The organism is Streptomyces sp. NPDC002306 (genome assembly GCF_053593435.1).
The window spans coordinates 1-4,557 of the sequence record NZ_JBSFCK010000110.1; the positions used below are offsets into that span (position 1 = coordinate 1).

The 4,557-nt window shown below is 65.6% G+C and carries 6 protein-coding genes and 1 pseudogene; 3 read left to right on the plus strand and 4 right to left on the minus strand.

Going from position 1 to position 4,557, the window contains the following annotated elements; translation table 11 throughout:
* Positions 1–42: 42 nt before the first annotated feature.
* Together ACWCQK_RS41980 and ACWCQK_RS41985 are read right to left on the minus strand one after the other, a co-directional pair.
* Positions 43–807: an aminodeoxychorismate/anthranilate synthase component II gene (locus tag ACWCQK_RS41980; RefSeq protein WP_451164501.1), complete on the minus strand. Its 765-nt coding sequence runs from the start codon at positions 805–807 to the stop codon at positions 43–45.
* Positions 804–1,361, minus strand: a complete 558-nt coding sequence (locus ACWCQK_RS41985) for a chorismate-binding protein (RefSeq protein ID WP_451164503.1) — start codon at positions 1,359–1,361, stop codon at positions 804–806. The genes ACWCQK_RS41980 and ACWCQK_RS41985 overlap by 4 nt, the downstream gene beginning before the upstream one ends.
* Before the next feature lie 262 nt (positions 1,362–1,623).
* Between ACWCQK_RS41985 and ACWCQK_RS41990 the strand changes: the two genes are divergently transcribed.
* Complete coding sequence (locus tag ACWCQK_RS41990) at positions 1,624–1,914, plus strand: hypothetical protein (RefSeq protein WP_451164505.1); 291 nt, start codon at positions 1,624–1,626, stop codon at positions 1,912–1,914.
* A gap of 156 nt (positions 1,915–2,070) precedes the next feature.
* Here the strand turns inward: ACWCQK_RS41990 and ACWCQK_RS41995 are convergent, their stop codons facing one another.
* A complete protein-coding gene (locus ACWCQK_RS41995; protein WP_451164507.1) occupies positions 2,071–2,910 on the minus strand; it encodes a hypothetical protein in 840 nt (279 codons plus the stop codon).
* A 607-nt stretch (positions 2,911–3,517) separates the two neighbouring features.
* Here ACWCQK_RS41995 and ACWCQK_RS42000 point away from each other — a divergent pair.
* Both ACWCQK_RS42000 and ACWCQK_RS42005 read left to right on the plus strand, forming a co-directional pair.
* The gene (locus tag ACWCQK_RS42000) at positions 3,518–3,853 is read left to right on the plus strand and encodes a transposase (RefSeq protein WP_451164509.1); all 336 of its coding nucleotides are present in this window, start codon (positions 3,518–3,520) and stop codon (positions 3,851–3,853) included.
* Positions 3,854–3,863: 10 nt separating this feature from the next.
* Complete coding sequence (locus ACWCQK_RS42005; RefSeq protein WP_451164511.1) at positions 3,864–4,100, plus strand: hypothetical protein; 237 nt, start codon at positions 3,864–3,866, stop codon at positions 4,098–4,100.
* 135 nt (positions 4,101–4,235) lie between these two features.
* On the opposite strand, the pseudogene ACWCQK_RS42010 reads toward ACWCQK_RS42005, so the two are convergent.
* Positions 4,236–4,557 (minus strand): annotated as a pseudogene (locus tag ACWCQK_RS42010) (transposase family protein); the annotation flags it as partial.

Here is a 4,557-nt window from a genome sequence, read left to right on the forward strand (position 1 = left end):
GTCACAAGAAAAATCGTATCCCAGGAAAGAGAATGGATCACCTCAACGAGAAGGTGCCGAAGCCCCGTTGAGGAAGCTGACCTGCATACCGTCCCGGGTCATGAGGAATGGGCCACCCACTGCCTGTCGACTTCCGCCCGGCCTGCGCTGACGGCCGATCGCCCAGGCGGCGATCGCCCTTTCCCTGCCCTGCTCCGCAGGAGTCCGATTCCTCCCCGGCCTAAAGGCCGGGGCATCCTCGGAGAGCCCGGTGAAGGAGTTGTAGAAGCCCACGTCGACGCTGTGGCCCCGCAGTTCGATCCGTGCGCGCCTGCCCTGTCCGGGGTGGGGACGGCGGCGCAGCGGCAGGCCGAGCTGGGAGGCGATGACCTGGTGGCCCAGGCAGACGCCGGCCAAGGGGGTGCGGGTGTCCAGGAGCGAGCGGGCCAGGTCGTGCAGACGCGTGATCTTGCGGTCGGCGCGGTCCTGGGGATCTCCCGGGCCCGGGCCGAGTATGACGATGTCGTGGCCGGCGCGGTCGGAGCCGGGATCCGGGTGGTCGTAGGGGCGCAGGGTGATGTGTATGCCCAGGGAGTGCAGTTGGAGCGCGAGCATCGCGGTGAAGTCGTCCTCCGCGTCGATCAGGAGCAGCCGCCGGCCGTGCAGCGGTGTGTCGGTGTCCGCCGCGCCGCTCGCCGTCTGTTGCGCGGGGTAGTGGCCGGTGCCGGCGGCCAGGGACGTGAGCGGGGCGGGGTTCGTGCCCGCGTCCGGCCCGGTGAGCCAGAAGGGGGCGAGGAGGCGGTTGCGTTCGGCGAGGGCGCGGATCACGCGAGGGTGCTCGCCGAGCGGGGCAGCGGGCTGTGGGTGCGGCCTGTCGTGCGGTGCGTCGATGGCACGCGGGTCCGCCCGGCGGGGCGGGTGCGAGGGTCGGGGTCGCGGAACGCCTGCAGGACGCCTTTCGCCTTGGTGCGGGTCTCGGCGCTCTCGAGTGCGGGCTGGGAGTGACGCACGATGGTGGCGCCCACGCCGAGCCGCAGCCGGCCGGTCTCACTGACGTCCGCGGTGCGGATGAGGATCGTGGAGTCCAGTGTCGAACGGCCGTCGCGGTCGCGGCCCATGAGCGCCGCGACACCGCTGTAGTAGCCCCGCCCGGCCGGTTTCCGGCGGGCGATCACCTGGCAGGCGTTGCGCAGCGGGCTTCCGGTGACGGTGGGCGCGAACATGCTGCGGCGCAGCACTTCGGGTCCCTCCAGCGGGCAGGCGCCGCGCAGGTGGTACTCGGTGTGGGCGAGGTGGGCCATTTCCTTGAGCCGGGGGCTGTGGACCCGTCGGCCCTGCGGGCACAGCGCGGCCATGGTTTTGAGTTCCTCGTCCAGGACCATGAAGAATTCGTCGCGTGTGGTCGGCGAGGAAGCGCAGGACGTCGTCGGGCGCGGGGCCGTGGGGCGGGTACTGCAGGGTGCCGCTGATCGGGTTCATGACGGCCTCGCCGTCGGCGAGGAGTACGTGTGGCTCGGGGGACGCGCCGATCCAGCTGCGTCCGGCCAGGCCGATGGCGAACGTCCAGTGCGCTCCGCGTTCCGCGTGCAGCAGCCGGCCCAGGACCGCTAGCGCGTGACAGGGCTCCCAGGCGCCGGCCTGGGCGTGGATCTCCCGGTGCATGACGAAGTTGGCGCCTTCGCCGCCGGCGATGTCCTGCTCGATCACGGTGCGCACCAGACGGGCGTAGGCGCCGTCGTCGAGGTCGAAGGCGAGGTCGCTCAGCGGCGCCGTCTTCGGGGGCAGGGCCGCGGTGATCTGGTGCAGCGGGAGCCGCGCGACCTGCTCGACCAGCAGGACGCGCAGGGGCTCGCCGTCGTCGTGACAGGCGAAGCAGCTGATCAAGCGCCAGATGTACGGCCGCGCCAACTTCCCCCTCTCCCTTTACCCTCCTGAGTTGATCACCCCTTCCGTCACCACCGACTACGGAACCCGTTTCTGAACAGACCCCGTTCCAGCTCAGCGGCCCCGCCCTGATCCGGACGGGACCGCCATAACGATCAAGGGACGCAGGCTGACCAGAGCCTCGCAAACAAGCCGCCTACATCATTCCTAAAGTTTGATGTCGAGAATTCCCAGGACCTTCACTGAGGCGTCCAGTGAACAACTTCCCTCGCCGGGAGAATTACTCCATTCTTTCTGGTATATGGAACTTCCAGTTGCGAGCGATTCGTTGAATTTATTTGCATCCGGGAAACGGAGGGTGGTGCGGCAGATTTTTTGCTCGTACTCATCGCCGTTCACGTCGAGATTGACTGTTAGTCCGGGGATGTTTGCCCCGCTTCCCGCGTTGACCCAGATGTCGACGATGTTGTTGTGGATGCCGCAACGGGGGTCATCTAGGAGGCGGGCGCGTACCACGCCTGTGCATAGTCCGGGGGTGGCACTCGCGAGGGAGTAGGCCTCTCCGGTCCGCAGCTCACTAAGTGCTTCCCGGTGGCTGTAGATGGGGGAGACGCTATCGGTGAACCACTCGTAGTAGATAGAGGACGCAGGGTAACCCAGTGCCCTGAAACGGGTGACTGCCTCCTCATCGATCGATGATCGGCCAGAGCTGAGAACCGCTCCGACTGGAACGGCATACCCGGGCGTTAAAACGGTCGAGTTGATTTTCATGGTAGTGAAATGACCGAAGTTTAATACTTTTGCATCCCACCCGCCGCTCAAGGTGATGGTTCCCAAGTATTTCCCCGTATCGTCCCCGTCGTCCCGTCTGGTGATAGTGAGATCACCGAGAGTGACGCGCAGTTTGTACCAGTTGTAGCCCGGCTGACCGTCGGAAGGAGGAGGAGGGTCGCCTGGAGTGGGAAGGTTGGGGGGATCGTGTGGCTCGTCATCGGTAGCGAATGCTGTGACCGGCGAACATATGGACATCACTACTGCCGCAGTCACGGCCGCAAATTTTACAAAGCGTGTTCTTTTCACCTGCTTGGGCTACCTTTCTGGTGTGGTTCTGCTCATCCGACTAGGTTCGGTAGAATTTTGGCAGCGGTATTCCGGAGCGAGGATTTATCTTTTTTGCGTCACGCCTTCCGGGCGAGTTGCACTCCTTGGCCGCTCGGAAGCCTCTGATGCATCGATCCGGAAGAGTCGCGCAGACGCACTGGCGTGACGAAGGGCAATGTGGAAGCCGCGGCCCTCACTGGCTAGTGCAGCAGTGAATCGTTTTTCATTCGGCAGCTTCTGTACCCAAAGCGTCGAGCCCGTAGGATAGTTGGTGCGCGTCGCCTCCAAGATTGTGCGCGTCGGCACGAGCATCATGCACGCTCGCTGCCTCAGCTGTGTGAGTCTCCGTTACTCAACTGGACGCCTGTGTGTCGACAGCCTCAGTGAGCCCATTCCAACCTCAGGCGACAGCCGATCGGCGCTGTGTCTTGGACATCTGGTAGACCCTGGCTATGAACCACCCCGGGTCGGGTGGGGCTCGATTCTCTGGGAGGATTGAGTCATGGTACGTCGCTCCTCTAACCCCGCTGAGCTGCGGCGTCGTGCGGCGCGCATGGTCGCCGAGGTCCGGCTTGACTGCGACACCGAGTGGAAGGCGATGAGGGCCGTCGCGTCCAAACTCGGCATCGGAACGGCCGAGTCGGTGCGCCAGTGGGTCCGGCGGGACCAGATCGACCGCGGGACCGGGCCCGGGGTGACGGCGGAGGAGTCCGTACAGGTCAAAGCCCTGAAAAGGGAGGTCGCCGAGCTGAAGACGGCGAACGAGATCCTCAAGGATGCGGCGCGCTTCTTCGCGGCCGAGCCCGACCGGCCACATCTGCGCTCGTATCGTTCATCGACGAGCACCGGGACCGCTTCGGTGGTGTCGAGCCGATCTGTCGCGTGCTGACCCTGCATGAGTGCAGCATCACCCCTTCCACCTATTACGCCCACAAGCAGCGGCAGGCTTCGCCCCCGCCCGTCAACTGCGGGACACCGACATCAAGGCACTGGTCAAGGAGGTCTACAACGCCAACCACGGTGCCCGGAAGATCTGGCAGGAGCTGAACCGGCGGGCCACCCGGTGGCCCGCTGCACCGTCGAACACCTCATGCGCGAGCTCGGCATCGCCGGTGCCGTTTGGGGCCGAAGGGTGATCACCACAGTGGCGGATCCGGCCGCGGAACGGGCTCCTGCCCTGATCGACCGCGACTTTATGACCGACGCGCTGAACCGCACCCGGGTCGATGACCTCCGACCTCCCCGGGGCGGTTCAGTGAACTTTTTCGGTGTCGTCTCTCCAGGGTGAGGACGGCTCTGGTGGTGACGGTCATGTGGTGGGGGCTGATGTGGGATCTGCCGAAGATCTACCAGGACTTCGGTCGTGCTATGCCGCGTTTGAAAGGTGCCCCGCTGTCTGGGCGGGAGCGTGGTTGACGGTGCTTTGGGTGGGGGTGAGTTCACCGCGGGGTGGGCGTCTGGGGTCGGTGGTGGCCCAGGTGCCGGCGCCCGTGTTGGTGTGGTCGGCGAGGATCGCGGCCCCTTGTCGCTCACAGATCCGGACGATCTTGTGGGTGCGGGCCGCGGGTTAGGTCATGGGTGTGGCCCGGGAGC